Below are 19,185 nucleotides of genomic sequence, written 5' to 3'. Positions count from 1 at the left end.
GCGACTCATTGTGGCGAGGAGCCGCAGGGATGTAAAGGTGTCAGGCCCGACTCACCCCTGCTTAACCAGCAAAAAACCCCGCACCATCGCCGAAATCAACGACAATACGGGGTTTTTCCCGAGCTTCCTATCAGAATCGAACTGATGACCTTTTCATTACGAGTGAAACGCTCTACCGACTGAGCTAAGGAAGCACCGCACGAAGTTAACCGGAGGAACCGGCCGGATCATGCAAGAAACAACTGTAATCGAGTTCAAGGTTCCGGGTCAAAATGAAGCAGGTCCGGAGCCTGATTACCTGGCTCCGGACCTTCTACGATTAAAGCGGCCCCCCATGTTTAGGCCGCCCCAGCCGCAAAACAGCTCCCACTACAGACGGTTTTGAAGCCCGTCTAACTAGTAAGAGCATCTGCGGGGCGGAACGTGACGGGGGTTTTGAAACTTTTAGCAGACGGTGTTGTCCACGGGGGATTTGCCGTCGATGAGATAGAGGTCAACCGCGTCCCCGACGCAACTGTTGGATCGTCCGTAAGCCGTGTGGCCCTCGCCTTTCCACGTCACCAGTGAGGCATTTCCGAGTTGCTTGCGCAGGGCCTCGGCCCATTCAACCGGAGTGGCCGGATCGCCGGTGGTGCCGATGACGACGATGGGAGCGGAACCGGAGTATTCCACCGGCGCGGGCGTTCGGACGTTCTTGTACGGCCAGTCCTTGCAGTTGGTGCCGCCGTAGGCGAAGAAGTAGCCCAAGGTAGGTGAATCCTGTTTCAGTAACTGTTCCTCCGCCCGCATGCCCTCGGTGTCTGTGACCATGGGGTAATCAAGGCAGTTGATCGCAGTGAAGGCAAAGCCGCTGTTCGACGTGTACGTGCCGTCAGGGCTCCTGTCCGCGCCGAAGTCCGCAAGCTGCTGCATGGTTGAGGCGTCGCCTTTCATGGCGTCGTCGAGGGCCTTTGTCAGCAGCGGCCAGTTGTCGTCGTTGTAGAAGGGCAGGATGAAGCCGCTCACAAAGGTGGAGCCGGTAACAACCCGGCCGTCCTTTGCCTGCCTGGGACTGGCGGCAACGCTCTGGATAAGGTCGCGAATCTCCTGCACGGCCGTATCCTCCGTTCCCGACACCGGACAGCCCTCCTGCTGAAGGCAGCTTGAAACATAGGCGCGGATTGCCTTCTCGAAAGCACGTGCCTGTCCGCGGGTGAGTTCCTCGTTGCTCAGCGACGGGTCGAGGGCTCCGTCGAGCACCACGCGGCCCACGTTGTCCGGGAAAAGGGAGGCATAGGTGGAGCCGAGGAATGTCCCGTACGAGTATCCGAGGTAGTTGAGTTTGGGATCATTGACCACCGCCCGGAGGATATCCAGGTCCTTTGCCGCGCTGATGGTGTCGATATGGGCCAGGACGGGGCCGGTCTTTTCAACGCACTTGGCGATGGTTGCCTTGTTGGCCTCAAGATAGGCCTGCAGATCGGCGTCGAGGTCCAGGTTGTAGTTTTGCTGCGCGACGGCGTCACGTTCCTTGTCAGTGAGACAGGTGACGGGAGCAGATCGCTTCACACCGCGGGGATCAAAACCCACAAGATCGTAATTGGACCGGACCCGGTCGGAGATGTTTGTGGTTCCCGCGTCCTTGACGAAGTCGTAGCCGGAACCTCCGGGGCCGCCGGGGTTCACCAGCAGGCTTCCCTTCTTGTTGCCCTTGGCAGGCAAGCGCAGGGCAGCGATCTCAATGCTGTCGCCCTCGGGCTTGTTGTAATCCAGGGGCACCTTCACCTTGGCGCACTGGAACTGTTCCTCGCATGATGTCCACGAAACTTGTTGTCCGTAGTACGAGCGCAATTCCGGCGGGGCAGCATCGGTGATGGAGGGGTCAGCCTGCCCGGTTGCGTCTTGGTGCTTTGAATCCTTCGGCTGTCCCAGGAAGCTGCACGACGCCAGCAGAAGAACCAGCGCCATCGCGCCGGCAGTCCGCGCTCCGGTCACCACCGATCGGGGTGGTGCGGGCAGGCGTGGTGCAGGCTTCATGCGGTTCTCCTTCAAATATCGGCCTTGCCCGTATCGGCCGTGCCGACCGGGAAGGCTCAGTGTACGCTCCGCTGTCGGCGGAAGGCTGGCGGAATCAGATGAGGCTGGCGGCCATGGACTCGACTGCCAGGAGAGGCGCTGCGTTGGTGGTAGTAATTCGATTCCGGGCCTTGTTGATGGCTTCCATCCTCGTGAGCGTTGCTTCGGCGCTGGAGCGGGCCGCGAATTCCTCCAGCTCGCCCCTCAACTCAACGTTCACCAGTTCCACGGCGTTCCCCATCTGGATAATGAGCACATCCCGGTAGAAGGACAGCAGATCCGTGAGCGTCCGGTCAAGGGAATCAGTAACGGACCGCTTGGCCCGCCGCTTTTGATCGTCCTCGAGCTGCTTGACCTGGCTTCTCATTCCCGGGGGCAGGGTCCCGGTTTCTGGAGCGCCGAGCGTGGCCAGAAGAGCGGCTTTTTCCGCGGCGTCGCGTTCCTCGTTAGAGCTGTTGGCTTCCTCCGTGGCGATCTTCACAAGCTTCTCCGCCATGAGGATTGCTGCAGTTATTCCACGCAGGCCTAAGGGGAAACGAACGGTCTCGAGCCGCCGCTCCCTTGCCTGTGGGTCACGCGCCAGACGCCTCGCGATTCCTACATGGCTCTGGGCCGCCCGGGCCGCCCGTTCGGCGAGTGCCGGCTCCACGCCGTCGCGCTTCACCAGCAGGGCTGCAACATCTGCCGCTGGCGGCAGACGCAGCGCCACCGGGCGGCAACGGGAGCGGATAGTGACCAAGACATCAGCGGGGGAGGGGGCACACAGCATCCAAATGGTGCGGGGCGTGGGCTCCTCAATTGCCTTAAGAAGCACGTTGGTGGTGCGTTCCGCCATACGGTCTGCATCTTCGACGATGATGACCCGCCACCGGGCGGAGGAGGGCCTGTTGCCGGCTTTGGCCACCAGTTCACGCGACTCCTGGATGGTGATAGTGACTTTGTCGGTGCGGACGAAGGTTACGTCCGAGTGCGTCTCGCCCAGGATGGTCCGGCATGCTGCACAGGTGCCGCAGCCGCGGTTGGTGACATCTTCCTGGTCGCAGTTCAGTGCAGCGGCAAACGCCTTCGCGGCGTTGGAGCGGCCGGAGCCTGGCGGCCCGGTGAACAGCCACGCGTGAGTCAAACCGTCGCCCTCGGCGGCCTGGCGCAGCTGGTGCACCACCGCACTCTGGCCCTGGAGGTCATCCCACACACTCATGCTGTACTCCGCGGCGAGGCTCCCAGCAGGGCATCCACTCTGGCCAGGATCCTGGCCGCGAGGTCTGCGACCGGCAGATGGGCGGGAAGGACCAGGTAACGTTCAGGGCGGGCGGCCGCGAGACTCAGGAATGCGTCCCTGATACGTGTGTGAAAGTCATCAGCTTCGGATTCAAGCCGGTCTTCCGCCGCATCTCCGGAAGTGCGGCGTTGACGCCCGACGGCGGGATCGACGTCGAGCAGTACGGTCAGGTCCGGCAGCAGACCGGAAGTGGCCCATTCATTAATGCTGCGGACAGCGTCAGCGCCAAGGAACCGCCCGGCACCCTGGTACGCCACGGAGGAATCGATGTAGCGGTCGGTGAGGACTGTTTCGCCCCGCCCCAAGGCAGGCCGGATGACTTGGCTGGCATGAGCCGCACGGGAGGCGGCAAAAATCAGGGCTTCAGTATGGGCATCAATGTGGCCGTGTCCGTGATCGAGTACCAGGGAGCGCAACTTTTCACCTATGGGTGTGCCGCCGGGTTCACGGGTGCGTAAAACGGTTATGCCCCTTGCCTCCAGTGCGCGGGCCAGTTCAGCCGCCTGGGTTGACTTGCCGGCGCCGTCGCCGCCCTCAAAGGCAATGAACAGTCCGGGGCTCTGGGTAGTCACCTGACTAGCCTACCGATATCCCACGACATAATTCGCCTCCGACCAGAGAGGCGAACCACGTTAACTCTTGTCAGATTGATGGGCGGGTGCTATGAAAATCTATATCAACGGAATTGCATCCGGTGCAAAGAAATACTGATCACGTTCCCTCGCCAAGAGGCCGGGTGTTCGTGGTAAAACAGGCCGGGGCGGGGTGTCCGGACATGTCAGGGCTGCCTTCACGGGCGGTTGGCACTAAGGTGCACGCCACAGCGCCTTGTAGCGCAATTGCAGCAAACGGTGCCTGCTCATCCCGCCCCCCGACCATCAAGGCACGTTCACAGCAAACACTGCCCGTTCCAACCGCGGCTGCCCGCGGGCTCATTTAGCCGCTGCGAAGCCGCGACGTACGCTTTCTCCATGACTCTCTCCCAACAGCAGGTCGCCGCGCTCTCAGCTGAAACGGTGGTTGTGGCCGCCGGCAGACCGGCCCGTGAACGCAATGAACCGGTCAACCCTCCTGTAGTACTGTCCTCCACGTACTTTGGGACGGGCCCGCTGGATTCCGGCGACAGAGGGTACGGCCGCTACTCCAACCCCACGTGGGAGCCGTTCGAGGAGGCCCTGGGCCAGTTGGAAGGTGCGGAACTCCCTGGCCTGCTCTACTCGTCAGGCCTCGCCGCTGTCAGTTCCGCATTCTCCCTGATCCCGGCCGGGGGCATCCTGGTCATGCCAACGCATAGCTACTCGGGTTCCCTGGCGATGGCGGAGGAGTTGGCAGGCAAGGGCTTCCTTGAACTGCGGACTGTGGACATTGCCGATACTGAGGCCGTCAAGGAGCAGCTGTCACCCAGCCAGGGCAAGGCTGCGGACATGCTGTGGCTGGAAAGCCCCACCAATCCCATGCTTGGCATTGCAGATATAGCAGTCCTGGCCGACGCCGCCCATGCCGTGGGCGCACTGGTGGTGACTGACAATACTTTCTCAACCCCGCTGGTGCAGCAGCCGCTCGCCTTCGGCTCCGACGTCGTGCTCCATTCGGTGACCAAGTACCTCGCGGGGCACTCGGACGTAGTGCTGGGTGCCCTCGTGACGTCCGACGCCGGTCTGCGGGAGGCGCTGCTGCAGCACCGTTCCATTCACGGCGGCATTGCCGGCCCCTTTGAAGCCTGGCTGGCCCTGCGGGGGCTGCGCACTCTTGCGCTGCGGATCGAGAGGTCCCAGGCGTCAGCGGCCGTTCTGGCCGAACGGCTTGGTTCCCATCCGCGGATCGAAAGCATCCGGTATCCCGGCCTCAAGTCGGACCCGGGCCACGAGCGGGCCAAGGCCCAGATGAAGGGCTTTGGCTCCATCATCAGTGTTCAAGTGGCTGCGTCGTCCGGGCTCAGCGGTGAAGAAGCGGCTGACCGGGTCATTGCCGCCCTCGATCTCTGGCTGCCGGCAACATCCTTGGGCGGGGTGGAATCCCTGATGGAACGCCGCCGTCGCCACACCGCAGAGCCGGCGAGCGTCCCGGATAACCTGCTGCGGTTGAGTGTGGGGATCGAGGACGTAGAGGACCTTTGGGCTGACGTGGCGCAGGCGCTGGACGCTCTGGGCAGTTAGGCTGGGGTAGTGGACGGAAAACTGATGATTATGTATGTCGAAAACGGAGTGTTTTACCTCCTGGCCCTTGTTGCCTTCGGCATCGAGGCGTGGGCGTTCTTTGACTGCCTTCGCCACCGGCCCAACGCCTTTGAGGCCGTATCAAAGCGGACCAAGACGTTCTGGCTGGCGATGACCGGCGTTGCCTTTGCCATAGGTGCGTTGTCGGTCTTCACCGGAGTCAGGGGCGGACTCTTCGGAACCCTTGGCATCTTCGGTCTCGCCGCTGTCACAGCCGCTTCCGTTTACCTGGCTGATGTCCGCCCTGCCGTTAAGGATGCGGGACGGGGCGGTAGCCGGAACGCCGGCCCCTACGGACCCTGGTAAGCCAGCTCCATCAACGCCTGTACAACGGTCAGCACGTCGTCATTGGCCAGCGCCCGCACCGGTCACAGTCCGGGCGCCACGGCTTCCCAGTTCACGGTAATTTCCCCCAACCGCCAGCGGGTGGGACCATCCTGAACCGGCCACCCGTCGTCGCGCAATGATTTGCACATCGTTATCCAGCGCTGCCGGTTACCAAAGGACTGCAATGGTGCGGAGTCAATCCAGGCCCTGTCCATTGCCTGGAGCAGGGAATGGACGGCCTCACCGGGAACATTGCGGTGGATCAGGGCTTTTGGCAATCGTTCGGCCACCTCTGACGGCAGGGCGAAGCTGCCGAACCGCAGGGACAAGCTGAGGCTCAGGGGCCCCTGGCTGCCAACCGCAATCCAGGTCACGCGCCGTCCGATCTCGTCGCAGGTGCCGTCAATGAACAGGCCTCCGGGTGAAAGCCTGCCCTGCACCAGCCTCCAGATTCCTGCGACGTCGGCCTCTTCATATTGACGCAGCACATTGAAGGCACGCACCAGCACAGGCTGGCCCTCCACCGGAAGCTCAAAGCCACCCAACAGAAAACCCAAGCCGGGCCTTTCAAGGGCTTTGGCAGCGCGCACCCGTTCCGGTTCAATCTCGATTCCCCAGACGCGGACGTCAGGGCGGACCATGGAGAGGCGGTCAAAGAGTTCGACGGCGGTAGCAGGGGTAGCGCCGTACCCTAGATCGATCACGAGGGGATCTCCTGCCGAACGCAGTCGCCAGGCCTGCGGGCCGGTAAGCCAACGGTCAAGGCGGCGCATGCGGTTGGGATTGGTGGTGCCACGGGTGATGTTGCCAATCGGCTTCCCTGCCCGCGGTGGCTTGCCTGCCCTCGCCAAGGGTGCCGCTCTGTCACGGGGTCCGAAGGGTGCTGTCACCCGCTCTGCTTTCTGCACCACCTTGCAAGGGTATCGGGCCTTCAGACAATGGGATGTAACGCTCGGCAGCACGCATAGCTGCTCGGCTAGGATGAAAACCATGACTTACAAGCTGATTCTGCTGCGCCACGGCCACAGCGAATGGAACGCCAAAAACCTTTTCACCGGCTGGGTGGACGTCGACCTCAACGAGCAAGGCCGTGGGGAAGCAGTTCGGGGCGGTGAGCTCCTGGTAGAGAACGACATTCTCCCGGACATTCTTTACACCTCCCGTCTGAAGCGCGCTATCAACACGGCCAACCTGGCACTCGAGAAAGCCGATCGCGGCTGGATCGACGTGAAGCGTGACTGGCGCCTCAACGAACGCCACTACGGTGCACTTCAGGGCAAGGACAAAGCCCAGACCCTCGCTGAATACGGCGAAGAGCAGTTCATGATGTGGCGCCGCTCCTACGACACTCCGCCGCCGGCCCTCGACGCCAGCTCCGAGTTCTCGCAGGTTGGGGATCCCCGGTACGCGGAGCTGGGCGACGCTGTACCCCGCACCGAGTGTCTCAAAGATGTCCTGATCCGTCTGCTGCCTTATTGGGAATCAGACATCAAGGAAGACCTCAAGAAGGGCAAAACCGTTCTGGTCACCGCCCACGGAAACTCCCTGCGCGCCCTGGTCAAGCACCTCGACGGCATCAGTGACGAGGACATCGCCAGCCTCAACATCCCCACAGGCATTCCCCTGGTGTATGAGCTGGATGAGGACTTCCAGCCCCTGATCCCGGGCGGCACCTACCTTGACCCCGACGCCGCAGCTGCGTCTATCATGGCGGTCGCCAACCAGGGCAAGCGGTAAGGCTTCGTCGAGAATCCCGCTGGCTGCTCGGTCGTTCCTCCCTTAGACGCAGCTCAGCCGGGATCCTGACTCCGCAATAGTCGAACGAACGAACGACGGCGGGCGGCCCACTCAGTGGACCGCCCGCCGTCGTACTTTCTGCTTGCCTCAACGGGCCCGGAGTCAGACTTCCGAGCTGTTCGGCTGCCAGGCACCGGTCACAAGGTACGTGACCTTCTGGGCCACCGAAACTCCATGGTCGGCGAACCGCTCGAAGTACCGGCTGGCGAGAGCGACGTCGACGGTAGTCGCGGGGGACTCTTGCCAATCACTCCGGGCGATCGCCTTGAAGACGCTCAAGTGAAGGTCGTTGACCACGCTGTTCGCCTTGAGGATGTCCCGCGCGACTTCCAGGTTGCGGGTCTCGAGGAGCTCAGTGAGCTTTTCCGCGATCAGTATGTCCTGCTCAGCGAAGTGCTTGAAGGTCTCGGACAGCTGGGCGGGAATTACGGTAGCCGGGAACCGAAGCCGCGCAAGCTGGGCAATATGCCTGGCGAGATCGCCCATGCGTTCCAGCGACGCGCTCATTCGCAGGGAACCCACGATCATCCGCAGGTCGCTGGCTACCGGGCCCTGCAGTGCAAGGATGTCGATTGCGCGCTCGTCCAGGCTGTTCTGCAGGAAATCGATCCGTGCATCGGCGGCGATAACATCCTGGGCGAGGTCGACGTCGGCGCCTTCAAAGGCCGTCGTCGCCTTCTCTATTGCCTCGCTGACCAGCTTCGAGATTTCGACGAGCTGTTCGCCCACCTGGGTCAGCTCTTCCTGAAAAACCTTACGCACTAGGCGTCCTTTCCTTTGAAACTGTGCAGCCACCAGCGTGACCGGCAGGTTTCGTGTCACCGTTCCGGCAGTCCAACTGATAACTCTGTCACCGTCGGGTGAACTGTTAGGCGTCAATAAGTGAACGTTAGCTGAACCGCTGGCCCAATCGCAGCTATTGCCCGTTTGCCATCAGTTGTACCGCATAAGCTGGAGCCGTGGATCCTATGCTTATCGGTGTTATCGCCGGCCTGGTCGGGCTGGCGTTGGGCATTTTTGGCGTCCTCGCCTTCCGGATAAGCGAGCAGCAGCGCAAACTGGTCGACGGCGACTTCGATGAGCCTGCCCTCCCAGATGGGGCCGCGGAAGTCCTGGCAGTACTTGGGCGTGCCTTCCTCGTTGTCGATGCCATTGATGGTGTGGTGCGTGCGAGCCCGGCAGCTTATGCGTACGGGCTGGTCCGCGGGCATACCGTTGTGCACAAGCAATTGCTGGACATGACGGCGAGGGTGCGTCGGGACGGCGTGATCCTGGAGGAACTGCTGGAGTTGCCTCGCGGGCCCCTGGGGCAAGGAACCATCATTGTCCAGCTCCGGGCGGCAATGCTCGGCGAGGAGTACATCCTCCTGCTGGCCGACGACCGCACCGAGATCACCAGAACCGAAGAGATCCGCAATGACTTCGTTGCGAACGTCTCCCATGAGCTGAAGACTCCTGTCGGGGCTATCTCCCTGCTTGCGGAGGCGCTCGAAGCCTCGCCTGATGATGAGAAGGCCGTGCGGCGCTTCGCTCAAAGGATGCACAAGGAATCAGCACGCTTGGCGGCCCTCGTGCAGGACATCATTGAACTGTCCCGCCTGCAGGGGGCGAACGTAGCCCAACAAGGCCATCCGGTGGACATCAACTCGGTGATTACCGAAGCTGTGGACCGATCGCAGTTGCCGGCCGAGAGCAAGAACATAGAAATAGTGATCGGCGGTCGGGTGGAAGCCATGGTCTTCGGTGACCAGGACCTGTTGGTCACGGCGCTGCGGAACCTGATCGACAACGCCATCCGTTATTCCCCCGAAAACACCAGGGTGGGCATCGGGGTCAAAGCCAGCGAGGGCCTGATCTCGGTGTCGGTGACGGATCAGGGCGACGGACTCACACCTGAGGATCAGGAACGGGTTTTTGAGCGGTTCTATCGTGTTGACGCGGCCCGCTCCCGCCATACCGGAGGAACGGGGCTGGGTCTTAGCATCGTCAAGCATGTGGTCTCGAATCACGGAGGCGAAGTGACACTCTGGTCCCAGCCCGGGCAGGGATCGACGTTCACCTTGCGGCTTCCCGAAATGGAAGGGCAGGACGACGGCGACGCAGCCGACTCCTCCACGCCCGCCGAAGCTGCGGCGCCCGGACGCCAGAAATCATCACAACGACGCGACGCCGCAGGCGTCCATGAACAAGGAGCCAGTGCTTGAGCCGGATTCTGATTGTTGAGGACGAGGAATCGTTCAGCGACCCCCTTTCCTTCCTGCTGGGCAAGGAGGGCTTCGAGGTGGAGGTGGTGGATAACGGCTTGGACGCCATCACCGAATTCGACCGCAACGGCGCCGACCTGGTGCTGCTGGACCTTCAGCTGCCGGGCCAGTCCGGCACCGAGGTATGCCGCCAGCTCCGCCAGCGTTCAAGTGTGCCCGTGATCATGCTGACCGCCAAGGACTCTGAAATCGACAAGGTGGTGGGCCTGGAGCTGGGCGCCGACGACTACGTCACCAAGCCCTACTCCTCACGCGAATTGGTTGCCAGGGTTCGTGCCGTGCTGCGGCGCCAGGCGGAACCCGAGGAGCTGATTTCCAACACCGTGCAGGCCGGGCCAGTCCGGATGGACGTCGAGCGGCACGTCGTCAGTGTCTCCGGGGACCACGTGTCCCTTCCTCTGAAGGAGTTCGAATTGCTGGAGATGCTCCTGCGAAACTCCGGCCGGGTGCTGACGCGTGGCCAACTCATTGACCGGGTGTGGGGATCCGACTATGTGGGCGACACCAAGACGTTGGATGTCCACGTCAAGCGACTCCGCAGCAAAATTGAGCCGGACCCGTCCAACCCCCGTTACCTGGTCACAGTGCGGGGCCTCGGCTACAAGTTCGAACCCTAAAAGGTCCGTAAACGAAAGGAGCGGCTCCCCATGGGGAGCCGCTCCTTTTTCGCGTGGCGGTTTACGCCCGCGGGAAGGTCAGTGGCTTGCGCTGCTGGTCGGCGTCGGTGTGGACTCCGGGGAAGCCGTGCCAGTGGGTTCGCTGCCCGCCGGCAGGTACTCCTGGTATTCGGGGAGCGTGGCATCCAGAACGGGAACCTTGGCTTCACCGTTCTGGCCGGTTCCGCTTTCCTTGAACTTGACGTCAACGAGGGATCCGGGAATTCCTCCTGTGGTGCTCAGGATGGCGGGGTCGGTGGTCTCATTGAGCAGCGTGTAGGAGTTCTTGGCCACAGGGATCTCGGTCTGTGAGCCAGCTGCGCCGTTGAGGGTGAGCTTCACGTCATTGGACGAGGAGTTGTAGACGGCACCGATGACCCGTCCGGGCTGGTCTTCGCCTGTGGAGACGATCATCAGGTTCCGGATCTGCAGCGGTCCAACATCAGCGCGGATTCCGTCGGACGCAGAGTACTGCTCGGCGGTCTGCTGAGGGTTGATGTAGCCGCAGCCTGTCACTGACAGCAGGCTGACACCAAGAGCGGCAGTAGCCATAACAAGCCTGCCGCGCTGGCCCCGGGTGATCGCAGTGAAACGCACGTCAAGTACTCCTCGAGAGTTTGAAACATTATTCAGGCCATAGCCTAGCCGCAAACACCATGAAACGCGGATTCCGGCTGTACATAATAGGCCCCATTTCAGGACCTTGCAGGAAGTGGTTCGTGAGCAGGAGGGGCCCCTCGGAGATCCTTGGCAGAGCTGGTGGCATGCACTATTATCCGCATTCGTCAAGGGGTCGCAGGGGCCTGTTTCAGCCCCTTTTCCCTGTATTCATGCGGTTCCAGGACCCCTTCAGTGCCAGTCATATGCCTGAATCGTGATAAACTGGTCTGCGGGAAAGGGGAAAGTCCACATGGTTTTTGAGGTCGGCGAGACAGTAGTTTACCCTCACCACGGTGCAGCCAAAATTGAAGAAATCAAGATGCGCACTGTCAAGGGCGAAGAGAAGATGTATCTCAAGCTCAAGGTGGCTCAGGGTGATCTGACCATTGAAGTTCCAGCAGAGAACGTTGACCTTGTTGGGGTCCGTGACGTAGTGGGCAAAGAAGGTTTGGAGCACGTTTTTGATGTGCTGCGAGCCGAGTTCACTGAAGAGCCCACCAACTGGTCACGTCGTTATAAGGCAAACCTGGAGAAGCTTGCTTCCGGGGACGTCATCAAGGTAGCAGAGGTCGTTCGTGACCTTTGGCGCCGTGATCACGACCGCGGCCTTTCCGCAGGCGAGAAGCGCATGCTGGCCAAGGCCCGCCAGATTCTGATTTCAGAACTGGCACTGGCTGAAAAGACCGACGAAGAGAAGGCTGCAAGCGTTCTCGACGAGGTTTTGGCTTCCTAAGAATTGAACCCCGGTGGCAAGGTGCCGCCGGGGTTTCTTTTTGCCCTCTTTGGGGTCCGGCCGGGGAGTGCCACGTAGTGTTATGCCCATGAGTTCACCACACGAATCGGCGGCAACAGGACTGGACTCCGGAGCCCCCTCTCTCACGCCCGCCGTCGCAGTCGTTGTTGTAGCGGCAGGATCCGGGCAGCGGCTTGGTTACGGTATCCCTAAGGCGCGCGTCCCGCTGGGCGGCGAGCCCATTCTGATGCATACCCTGCGGGGCATCATTGCTGCAGGCGTCGCACGGCAGGTTTGCATTGCGCTGCCAAAGGGTGACGGGGAACTCCGGAGATTGTGCGAGGAGTTCAGCGAGGAACTCGTCGACGGCGGGCCCCTCATCACAATGGTCGACGGCGGTGCAACCCGGGCCGATTCTGTCCGGGCTGCCCTTTCTGCCGTTGAAAGCGGTACGGATGCCGTCCTGGTTCATGATGCAGCCCGCGCGCTCACGCCCGAGACTGTATTCCACCGCGTAGTCAATGCGCTGGCCGCTGGTGCCGCCGCTGTGATCCCCGTAATTCCCGTGGTGGACACTGTCAAGACCGTCGCCGTGACCAATGGCGACGACGCCCGGATCGCTCCGGAGATCGTCACGGGCACCGCTCCCCGGGAGGATCTGCGGGCAGTACAGACACCTCAGGGCTTCGAGCTGGCCACATTGCTGCGGGCGCACCAGGCAGCCGAGGGCTTTGACGACGAGCAGTCCGCGGCAATCACTGACGACGCCATGCTGGTGGAGCTCCTTGGAGTCCCTGTTCACGCAGTCCGCGGGGCCAGCCAGTCGCTGAAGATCACCACACCGCTGGACCTCATCCTTGCTGAGGGATTACTCGAAGGTCCATTGGGTATCCGCTGGGTGGAGGGCTGACATGGCTGCTGCAGGGCCCGTCATTCCACTCATTCCCCTCATCGGTATTGGCATAGACGTTCATGCCTTCACCCCCGAAAACGAGCCCCGTGAGTTGTGGCTGGGTGGGCTCCATTGGGAAGGTGAACGCGGACTCGCCGGCCATTCGGACGGTGATCCTGTGGCACATGCCGCTGCTGATGCACTCTTTTCCGCAGCCGGCGTGGGCGATCTCGGAACCCACTTCGGAACAAGCCGTCCCGAGCTGGCCGGTGCATCCGGTGTCACTCTGCTGGCCGAGGCTGCGAGAATCGTTCGGGCTGAGGGCTTCGAGGTCGGCAACATCGCCATTCAATTTGTCGGCAACCGGCCTAAGTTTGGTCCCCGGCGTGAAGAGTCCCAGGCAGTGCTCAGCAGCGCAGCCGGAGCCCCTGTCAGCGTCAGTGCCACCACCAGCGATGGTCTTGGCTTTACAGGGCGCGGAGAGGGCATCTCTGCTATAGCCACTGCCCTGGTCTACCGCGTCAGCTGAAAAGACCGGAAGCGACACAGACGGGCTTGCAGCGGCCCTTTCGCCTACCCTTAATCACTGACCCTGCTTCCACACCCTTCAGGAGACTTCCCGTGAACAAGCCGCTGGCCGCCGTCGTACTTGCTTCAGCAGTACTGCTGACTGGCTGTTCAGGCTCCCCCAAGATGAGCGTGGAGGAGAGCTGCAAATTCCTCAGCGGTGACACCTTTGTGCCGAGCGGAAACGAGCAGCAGAAGGCGGACCAGATCGCCAAGCACTATCAGGAAGTCGCGGACAAGGTGGCTCCTGAAGTGGCGGATCCCATCCAAAAAATGGCGGACATCATGAAAAAGGCAGCGGGCACTTCGCTGGGTACCAAGAGCGCGGAACAGACCCAAGAGCTCAAAGAGCAGAACAACAGGATCGGCGAGGTCTGCAAGTAAGGGGCGGCAGCCGCATCGGCTAATCTGGAGCGGTGACCCTCCGCTTTTACGACACCGCATCCGCCGAAGTCCGCGACTTCGTTCCTCTGGTATCTGGCAAAGTGAGCCTGTACTACTGCGGTGCCACAGTCCAAGGTATGCCTCACGTAGGGCACATCCGCTCAGCCATCGCCTTTGACCAACTCACGCGCTGGCTGCAGTACCGGGGCTTCCGCGTGTCAGTGGTCCGCAACGTGACGGACATCGACGACAAAATCCTGGCGAAATCAGCCGCTTCCTTTGAACCCGATTTCAGTGGCGGGCCGGGAGAAATCGCCGGCGAGGAGTGGTGGGCGCTGGCCTATCGCTACGAGCAGGAGTTCCTCAAGGCCTACGACACCTTGGGTGTTTCCCGCCCTACCTATGAACCACGCGCAACCGGCCACATCCCGGAAATGCACGCCCTGATCCAGCAGCTGATCGACCGTGGCCATGCTTACCCGGCTCTGGACGATTCAGGGGATGTCTATTTCGATGTGCGCTCCTGGGACAAGTACGGGTCCCTGACGCGCCAGAACATTGACGATATGCAGGGTGCTGCCGACGCCGACCCGCGGGGTAAGAAGGACCCCCGGGATTTCGCTCTCTGGAAGGGATACAAGCCTGGGGAGCCGACGACGGCAAGCTGGGTATCGCCGTGGGGAACCGGCCGCCCGGGCTGGCATTTGGAGTGCTCCGCTATGGCCACGAAGTATCTGGGTACGGAATTCGACATCCATGGCGGCGGCTTGGACCTCCGTTTCCCGCACCATGAGAACGAGATGGCCCAGTCGCAGGCGGCAGGCCAGGGTTTCGCGAACTTCTGGATGCACAACGGCATGGTCACCTACGAGGGTGAAAAGATGTCCAAGTCCATCGGCAACACCATCAGCCCGAGCCAGATGCTGGAACTGGCATCACCCAGGGTGGTCCGCTACTACCTGGGCCAAGCACACTACCGCTCAATCCTGGACTACCGCCCCACCTCCCTCCAGGAGGCTGCTGCCGCGATGGAGCGCATTGATGGTTTCATAAACCGCGCCGTCCGGGCTCTCGCCTCGGCCGGCGAGTCATACACGTTCTTCAGTTACGGCACCGTTCCGGACGCGTTCGCCGCCGCAATGGATGACGACCTCAACGTTCCCCAGGCCCTCGCAGTCCTCCACGAGACGGTCCGCACGGGCAACACCGCGCTCACAGAGGGCAACCTCGATGAGGCCAATGAGGCCCTGGTGAGCGTCACGGACATGCTGCGGGTCCTGGGTATCAGTGCTGCCGCCACGCCGGCCTCAGACAACCAGGCCAACACTGCCCTCGAGGTCCTGGTGGAAGCACAGCTGGTGGCCCGCGCGGAAGCCCGGGCCACCAAAGACTGGGCAGCGTCCGACGCCATCAGGGACACCCTCAAAGCGGCAGGCATCATCGTCGAAGACGGCCCCGAGGGTGCCACCTGGAGCCTGCAACGGGAATAACGGGTCTGGCCGGAAACAGGCCTGGAACTCGATTTAACTTGATTCAGTAGACTGGTATGCAGACTTAGTCAACACAATCAAGGGTGGAACTCATGGCCAACAACGGTCGCCGGTCGGTCAAAGCAAAGAAGGGCCCCACCGTCGGTACAGGTGGCCACGGCCGCAAAGCCCTCGAGGGTAAGGGCCCCACGCCCAAGGCGGAGGACCGTCCGTACCACAAGGCACACAAGAGCAAGCAGCTCTCCGAAAGGTCGGCAGCGAAGCGCGGAACCGGCGCCCGGAGTGCAGGTGCCGCACGAACAGGCCCCAAGGGAAGGGCTACTGAAGAAGTAGTCACCGGCCGCAATTCCGTGGTCGAAGCCCTCCGCGCAGGCATCCCCGCCAAGGCCCTCCATGTGGCCGTCCGGATCGAGATGGACGATCGCGTCAAGGAGTCCCTGAAGCTGGCCGCAGAACGGGGTATTCCTTTGATGGAGACGGGCAAGACCGAGCTTGACCGCATGACCGAAGACGCCGTTCACCAGGGCCTCGTGCTGCAGATCCCGCCCTACGAATACCAGGACGCCTACGATCTCGCGGAGGAGACCGTTGACCGCTGGAAGAAGGGGCATGTAGCCAACGCACCCCTTTTCGTTGCCCTCGACGGCATCACGGACCCCCGCAACCTCGGGGCCATCATCAGATCCGTCTCTGCCTTCAGCGGTCACGGCGTCATTGTCCCCGAGCGCCGCTCCGTCGGCGTCACGGCCTCCGCCTGGAAGACCAGCGCCGGAGCAGCCGTACGCGTGCCGGTAGCCCGTGCCGCCAACCTGAACAACGCTTTGAAGCAGTTCAAGAACATGGGCATCTTCGTTCTGGGCCTCGACGGCGACGGCGACGTCTCGCTGCCGGACCTGACCCTGGCTACTGAGCCCGTCTGCATTGTTGTTGGCTCCGAAGGTAAGGGCCTCAGCCGCCTGGTTCGTGAAAACTGCGACCAGATCGTCTCCATCCCCATCGACTCGGCCATGGAATCACTAAACGCTTCAATGGCAGTGGGCATTTCGCTTTATGAAGTGTCCAGGCAGCGCGCCACCAAGTAGGCCCCGGCAGGGGACGCTCCCTCACGTTTCGCAATAAAAACGGAGACGCTCCCTCACATTTCGCACTAAAATCGGAAACCCTCCCTCACCATTAGGTGGGGGAGGGTTTCCTCGTCTGGAACCACTGCCAGCCAATAATTAAGTCGATAAGACGGATCATTTGTTCCGTCCCGCTAAGCTTTAATCGATGGTCATGCCGCTACTGGACACAGCTTCAACCGTAGACGCCTCCCGGGCGTTCCCCCTCGGTGTTAGCGTTCATCGCACGGGTTCCCCCGCGATGGACGAACTCAACCATGCCTCCGTGAACGTTGCTGTTTACGCTCCCGGCGCGTCAGCATTGGAGGTTGCCTTCCAGCCGCCTGGCGGAAAATGGCAGTTGGCAGCACTACCCAATATCACCAACGGTGTCCACCACGGCGTCATAGAGGGCATGCCTGTCGGTTCCCGTTACGGCTTCCGGACGGTTGAAGGAGAACGGGCGCTGCCCCTTTCGCTTCCCACCATTGATTTTGACGACGCCGGTGAGCAGCCCCTGCTGCTTGACCCCTATGGCCGTGCCGTGGACCAGCGTGAACGGCTGATTACCAGCGTCCGAATGGCCAATGGTTTCGATTGGGGATCCGACAGGAGCCCTCGGGTACCCTGGCGCAATACGATCCTCTACGAGGCACACGTCCGTGGGCAAAGCATGCTGCACCCGGACATTCCGGAGGAGTTGCGCGGGACTTACGCCGGCATGGCACACCCTGCCATGATCGAGCACCTGACCGGTCTTGGCGTGACGTCGATTCAGTTGCTGCCCGTGCATTTCCATCTGGACGAACCGCACCTTCAGAACCTGGGGCTGACCAACTACTGGGGCTACAACACTGCCGCTTTCTTCGCCCCCCATCCCGGGTACGCCACCCGGGCTGCACAGCAGGCGGGGCCGCACGCTGTGCAGGACGAGTTCAAGGGCATGGTGAAGCTTCTCCACGCTGCCGGGCTCGAGGTGATCCTCGACGTCGTGTACAACCACACGGCTGAAGGTGGGCGCGACGGGCAGACCCTGAGCTTCCGTGGACTTGGCGAGATGCAGTACTACCGCAATGACGGTAACGGGAGGTACATCGATACCACCGGCTGCGGCAACACACTGAACTTCGGGGAACCCCGGGTTGTGCAGCTCGTCCTGGATTCGCTCCGGTACTGGGTGGATGAATTCCATATCGACGGTTTCCGCTTTGACCTGGCCGTGACGCTCTGCAGGAACGCGGCCAATGATTTTGACCCGAGGCATCCGTTCCTGGTGGCAGTCGCAGCGGATCCTGTTCTCTCCGAAACAAAGCTCATCGCCGAGCCGTGGGACGTAGGCTACGGCGGCTGGCAGACCGGTCGCTTCCCGCCGGGCTGGGTGGACTGGAATGACCACTACCGTGACGCGCTGCGCTCATTCTGGCTCGCGGATCGTGCCGCAATCAACGCCGGCGGACAAGGCGGCTCAGTTGCGCGGCTCGCCGATTCCATTTCCGGTTCCGCAAGCCTGTTCGAGCCCTCGGGACGGTCCAGGATGGCGTCGGTCAACCTCATCACTGCCCACGACGGCTTTACGCTTGCTGACCTGGTGTCCTATGACCGTAAGCACAACGAGGCAAACGGCGAGCAGAACCGCGATGGCCACGGAGACAACCGCAGCTATAACCATGGATTCGAAGGCCGTACCGAGGACGAAGCCATCCTGGCACAACGTGCCCAGACCAGCCGGAACCTTATGGCTACGCTTATGATCTCGCTGGGCGTTCCCATGCTGACTGCGGGCGACGAAATCGGCCGCACGCAGCAGGGCAACAACAACGCGTATTGCCAGGACAACCCCCTCACCTGGCTGGACTGGACCAATACGCCGGAGAAACATGCCATGCTCCGCACCACCAAACGGGTGATCCGCCTGCGCAAGGAATTCCTGGCCAGCCAGCCTCACGACTACCCTGCCCGGGACAAGCAGGCGTACCTGCATTGGTTCGACGAGAACGGCGATCCGATGTCCATGGAGCGCTGGAATGACCCGCAACACCGCGTTGTGCAGCTTTTGCTGGGCTCCGAGGACGGACAGGTGGACGGTCTGGTTGTCATCAACGGAAGCAATCAGGACTTCAAGATCAGGCTGCCCGAGGTCGTCAATGAGGAAGGCACAGGAAAGCGCGCCTTCGAGCTGCGCCTCACTACGTCCTCACTCCACGACCGCCGCCAGGGTGTCATGGTGTCCTCAGGCGAGCGGGATGTACTCCAAGCGAATACGATCAGTATCTACCGGACCTGAGCACCTTCGGACACCGACGGGCTCTGGTTGCGCAATTCTGGTTGAACGTACGTTAGGGCACTTGTGAAAATTTACTCTGCTGACACCTGGACCATCGATGAGTTAAAGGCCCAGGCCGACGACGCCGGGCGGCGCTTCCTGATGGTCCCTGCGGCCGACACCAAACGGGCTGTCCTGGCGACGTTCGGCGAGGCCCTGGACCTTCCCGAGTACGACGCCCTGGACCTCGATGATCTGAACGATTCACTCCACGATCTGGCTGACGCTGTCGCAGAAAACGGAAACAAACCGGTCACCGTTATCTGGCAGGTTCCGGCATCATTCCGCACAGACCGGTTCTTCGCCATCATCTGCGAAACCCTCCAGGACGCCGAGAGCTACGCAGGCAAGGATCTGGCCATAGTCACTGTCTGCCTCTAGATCCGCGGCTGTATGGCCCCCGGCTGGACGGTCCTGGCTGGCAGGACCGTCCAGCTAAGTG

The 19,185-nt window shown here is 61.7% G+C and carries 19 protein-coding genes and 1 tRNA gene; 13 read left to right on the top strand and 7 right to left on the bottom strand.

Features of this window, described 5'->3' with window-relative positions; all coding sequences use genetic code 11:
* Positions 1-121: 121 nt before the first annotated feature.
* The 4 genes from M1E02_RS17245 to tmk form a co-directional block, all read right to left on the bottom strand.
* Positions 122-194, bottom strand: a tRNA-Thr gene (locus tag M1E02_RS17245).
* Between the two features lie 250 nt (positions 195-444).
* Complete coding sequence (locus M1E02_RS17240) at positions 445-2,016, bottom strand: alpha/beta hydrolase (protein ID WP_479375417.1); 1,572 nt, start codon at positions 2,014-2,016, stop codon at positions 445-447.
* A 94-nt stretch (positions 2,017-2,110) separates the two neighbouring features.
* Positions 2,111-3,253, bottom strand: coding sequence for a DNA polymerase III subunit delta' (locus M1E02_RS17235; protein WP_479375416.1), 1,143 nt, complete (start codon positions 3,251-3,253; stop codon positions 2,111-2,113).
* Complete coding sequence (gene tmk / locus M1E02_RS17230; protein ID WP_479375415.1) at positions 3,250-3,906, bottom strand: dTMP kinase; 657 nt, start codon at positions 3,904-3,906, stop codon at positions 3,250-3,252. Before tmk ends, M1E02_RS17235 begins: the two co-directional genes overlap by 4 nt.
* Positions 3,907-4,305: 399 nt before the next feature.
* Between tmk and M1E02_RS17225 the strand changes: the two genes are divergently transcribed.
* Complete coding sequence (locus tag M1E02_RS17225; RefSeq protein WP_479375414.1) at positions 4,306-5,490, top strand: trans-sulfuration enzyme family protein; 1,185 nt, start codon at positions 4,306-4,308, stop codon at positions 5,488-5,490.
* A gap of 9 nt (positions 5,491-5,499) precedes the next feature.
* Positions 5,500-5,856 carry a DUF2516 family protein gene (locus M1E02_RS17220; protein WP_479375413.1) on the top strand — a complete coding sequence of 119 codons (357 nt, stop codon included), beginning with the start codon at positions 5,500-5,502 and terminating at the stop codon, positions 5,854-5,856.
* Between the two features lie 62 nt (positions 5,857-5,918).
* Here the strand turns inward: M1E02_RS17220 and M1E02_RS17215 are convergent, their stop codons facing one another.
* The gene (locus M1E02_RS17215; RefSeq protein WP_479375412.1) at positions 5,919-6,788 is read right to left on the bottom strand and encodes a class I SAM-dependent methyltransferase; all 870 of its coding nucleotides are present in this window, start codon (positions 6,786-6,788) and stop codon (positions 5,919-5,921) included.
* A gap of 79 nt (positions 6,789-6,867) precedes the next feature.
* On the opposite strand from M1E02_RS17215, the gene M1E02_RS17210 reads away from it, so the two are divergent.
* Positions 6,868-7,614 (top strand): phosphoglyceromutase, encoded by a 747-nt coding sequence (locus M1E02_RS17210; RefSeq protein WP_479375411.1) that lies wholly within the window; start codon positions 6,868-6,870, stop codon positions 7,612-7,614.
* A 162-nt stretch (positions 7,615-7,776) separates the two neighbouring features.
* On the opposite strand, the gene phoU is transcribed toward M1E02_RS17210, so the two are convergent.
* Positions 7,777-8,436: a phosphate signaling complex protein PhoU gene (gene phoU, locus M1E02_RS17205; protein WP_479375410.1), complete on the bottom strand. Its 660-nt coding sequence runs from the start codon at positions 8,434-8,436 to the stop codon at positions 7,777-7,779.
* Between the two features lie 206 nt (positions 8,437-8,642).
* Here phoU and M1E02_RS17200 point away from each other — a divergent pair, with 206 nt between their 5' ends.
* Together M1E02_RS17200 and M1E02_RS17195 are read left to right on the top strand one after the other, a co-directional pair.
* Positions 8,643-9,878 (top strand): sensor histidine kinase, encoded by a 1,236-nt coding sequence (locus M1E02_RS17200; protein WP_479378203.1) that lies wholly within the window; start codon positions 8,643-8,645, stop codon positions 9,876-9,878.
* The gene (locus M1E02_RS17195; protein ID WP_479375409.1) at positions 9,875-10,555 is read left to right on the top strand and encodes a winged helix-turn-helix domain-containing protein; all 681 of its coding nucleotides are present in this window, start codon (positions 9,875-9,877) and stop codon (positions 10,553-10,555) included. Before M1E02_RS17200 ends, M1E02_RS17195 begins: the two co-directional genes overlap by 4 nt.
* Before the next feature lie 78 nt (positions 10,556-10,633).
* On the opposite strand, the gene M1E02_RS17190 is transcribed toward M1E02_RS17195, so the two are convergent.
* Positions 10,634-11,191: a hypothetical protein gene (locus tag M1E02_RS17190; protein ID WP_479375408.1), complete on the bottom strand. Its 558-nt coding sequence runs from the start codon at positions 11,189-11,191 to the stop codon at positions 10,634-10,636.
* Positions 11,192-11,504: 313 nt separating this feature from the next.
* Between M1E02_RS17190 and M1E02_RS17185 the strand changes: the two genes are divergently transcribed.
* The 8 genes from M1E02_RS17185 to M1E02_RS17150 all read left to right on the top strand — a co-directional run bounded on the left by M1E02_RS17185 (position 11,505) and on the right by M1E02_RS17150 (position 19,124).
* A complete protein-coding gene (locus M1E02_RS17185; RefSeq protein WP_026266570.1) occupies positions 11,505-11,987 on the top strand; it encodes a CarD family transcriptional regulator in 483 nt (160 codons plus the stop codon).
* Positions 11,988-12,075: 88 nt separating this feature from the next.
* Complete coding sequence (gene ispD, locus M1E02_RS17180; protein ID WP_479375407.1) at positions 12,076-12,897, top strand: 2-C-methyl-D-erythritol 4-phosphate cytidylyltransferase; 822 nt, start codon at positions 12,076-12,078, stop codon at positions 12,895-12,897.
* Position 12,898: 1 nt separating this feature from the next.
* On the top strand, positions 12,899-13,408 hold the full coding sequence (ispF, locus tag M1E02_RS17175) for a 2-C-methyl-D-erythritol 2,4-cyclodiphosphate synthase (RefSeq protein ID WP_479375406.1): 510 nt from the start codon (positions 12,899-12,901) through the stop codon (positions 13,406-13,408).
* A 92-nt stretch (positions 13,409-13,500) separates the two neighbouring features.
* Positions 13,501-13,830: a hypothetical protein gene (locus M1E02_RS17170; protein WP_479375405.1), complete on the top strand. Its 330-nt coding sequence runs from the start codon at positions 13,501-13,503 to the stop codon at positions 13,828-13,830.
* Positions 13,831-13,862: 32 nt separating this feature from the next.
* Complete coding sequence (gene cysS / locus M1E02_RS17165) at positions 13,863-15,320, top strand: cysteine--tRNA ligase (protein WP_479375404.1); 1,458 nt, start codon at positions 13,863-13,865, stop codon at positions 15,318-15,320.
* Positions 15,321-15,412: 92 nt separating this feature from the next.
* Positions 15,413-16,402, top strand: coding sequence for a 23S rRNA (guanosine(2251)-2'-O)-methyltransferase RlmB (gene rlmB, locus M1E02_RS17160; protein ID WP_479375403.1), 990 nt, complete (start codon positions 15,413-15,415; stop codon positions 16,400-16,402).
* 187 nt (positions 16,403-16,589) lie between these two features.
* Positions 16,590-18,704, top strand: coding sequence for a glycogen debranching protein GlgX (glgX, locus tag M1E02_RS17155; protein ID WP_479375402.1), 2,115 nt, complete (start codon positions 16,590-16,592; stop codon positions 18,702-18,704).
* Positions 18,705-18,767: 63 nt separating this feature from the next.
* Positions 18,768-19,124: a barstar family protein gene (locus M1E02_RS17150; RefSeq protein ID WP_479375401.1), complete on the top strand. Its 357-nt coding sequence runs from the start codon at positions 18,768-18,770 to the stop codon at positions 19,122-19,124.
* Positions 19,125-19,185 lie beyond the last annotated feature (61 nt).

The sequence above is a fragment of the Arthrobacter sp. Z5-13 genome (assembly GCF_056499105.1).
The sequence above is the reverse complement of the archived record's forward strand: the minus strand, read 5'-3'. Positions and strand labels throughout refer to the sequence as shown.